This is a genomic window from Chromohalobacter beijerinckii (genome assembly GCF_023061185.1).
In the GTDB taxonomy this organism is placed as follows: Bacteria; Pseudomonadota; Gammaproteobacteria; order Pseudomonadales; family Halomonadaceae; genus Chromohalobacter; species Chromohalobacter beijerinckii.
Genome location: NZ_JAKGAK010000043.1, coordinates 1 through 1,604, shown reverse-complemented (window position 1 = coordinate 1,604; position 1,604 = coordinate 1). Strand labels below are relative to the sequence as shown.

At 60.3% G+C, this 1,604-nt stretch carries 2 protein-coding genes; both read left to right on the top strand.

All coding sequences use genetic code 11. The features are described 5' to 3' along the window. The first annotated feature begins 81 nt into the window (after positions 1-81). Positions 82-486, top strand: a complete 405-nt coding sequence (locus L1075_RS15575) for a transposase (RefSeq protein ID WP_035409838.1) — start codon at positions 82-84, stop codon at positions 484-486. Further along, on the top strand, positions 483-1,595 hold the full coding sequence (locus L1075_RS15570) for an IS3 family transposase (protein WP_052046548.1): 1,113 nt from the start codon (positions 483-485) through the stop codon (positions 1,593-1,595). Before L1075_RS15575 ends, L1075_RS15570 begins: the two co-directional genes overlap by 4 nt. The last annotated feature ends 9 nt before the right edge of the window (positions 1,596-1,604 follow it).

Genomic DNA, 1,604 nt, shown 5'->3' with positions numbered 1-1,604 from the left:
CCCTGTGTGTCAACCTGAATCCATACACCGGCTCAGTGAGTTAAACTCGATCTCAGAGCCCGAGGTTCAGGAGTCCGTATCATGCCTAAACCGCCAACCGAGCTGCCCGATCATCAGGTCACGCCGAATCCCAAGCTGGAGAAGCGCACGCGCCGTCAGTTCTCGACGGAGTACAAGCTTCGCATCCTGGCGGAAGCCGATGCCTGCCGGCATGGCGAGCTCGGAGAGCTATTGCGCCGTGAAAAGCTGTACAGCAGCCAGCTGACGACTTGGCGCAAGGAGCTTGCCGAGAATGGCGTGGAGAAGCTCCACAAGACCGCCCCGGGGCCGCAACCGAGTAAGACCCCGGAGCAAAAGCAGATCGAGGCACTGGAGCGTGAGAACGCCCGTCTTCAGCAGAAGCTCTCGACTGCCGAAGACTGCCTATCGCTCCAAAAAAAAGCGTTATCGATGCTCGACCGCATGAACAATGGGAGCGAACCATGATCACGGTGCTCGAAGCGCGCCCGGCGCATCTTCCATTGGCGATGGCCTGTCGATGCTTGGGCATTAACCGCAGCACAGTGTACGCCTGGCGAAAACGCCGCCATGAGCCTTCTACCGGGGCATCTTCATCGCGCCGGCACTGCCCGCAGCCCAGAGCCCTGTCGGCCGAGGAGCGCGCGCAAATGCTTGAGATCGCGCATAGCGAGCCCTACCGGGATCAGCCGGTGTATGAAATCTACCACGACCTGCTGCAGCAAGGGATCTATCTCGGCTCGCTCAGCACTTGGTACCGGCAGCTTCGTGCGGCCAGGGAAAACGGTGACCGCCGCCCTCAGCGTGCCCCTCAACACCATGCCATGCCTCGTATCACGGCAAGGGCCGCCAATGAGGCGTGGACGTGGGACGTGAGCAAACTGCCCACGCGACGTCGCGGCGTCTATCTCAACCTCTATGTGGTGCTGGATCTGTACAGCCGTTTCATCGTGGCCTGGATGATCTCTCACAAGGAGAATGCCGCGCTAGCTCAACAGCTCTTCCAGGAAGCCATGGATCGCTACGGAATTCCGCATGGAGCGCTGACGCTCCACCAGGATCGAGGCTCACCGATGATCGCCCGGAGCTATCTGGACCTCATGGGAGAACTGGGGGTGACGTGCAGCCACAGCCGCCCGAGGGTGAGTAATGACAACCCGTTCAGCGAAAGCCAATTCAAGACCAGCAAGTACCAACCCGACTACCCCGGGCGCTTCGAGAGCATCGACCATGCCCGGCAGTGGCACAGCGCCTATGTCGACTGGTACAACCTGCGGCACCATCACAGCGGGCTGGCTGGTTTCACGCCGGAGCAGGTCTTCACCGGCCAATATCGCGAGGTAGCGAAGATCCGCCAGCGAGCGCTCGATGACAACTTCGAGGCGCATCCCGAGCGCTTCCTACGTGGACGCCCTAAGGTGGCGATACCACCAGCCAGTGTCTCGATCAATCCGGTACAGCCCGATGACGACGACCCGGCCCCCTATAGCGTGGTGAACTTCCCGACACTCTCGGCGGCGAGCAATACCGCAGCGAAATCGACATTAATTTTTAACGATCTGTCTGAATCAGGTTGACAGGTTCCG

Coding starts and splice junctions, on each gene's coding strand:
- L1075_RS15575 (WP_035409838.1), top strand. CDS start 82: ATGCCTAAACCGCCAACCGAGCTGCCCGATCATCAGGTCACGCCGAAT.
- L1075_RS15570 (WP_052046548.1), top strand. CDS start 483: ATGATCACGGTGCTCGAAGCGCGCCCGGCGCATCTTCCATTGGCGATG.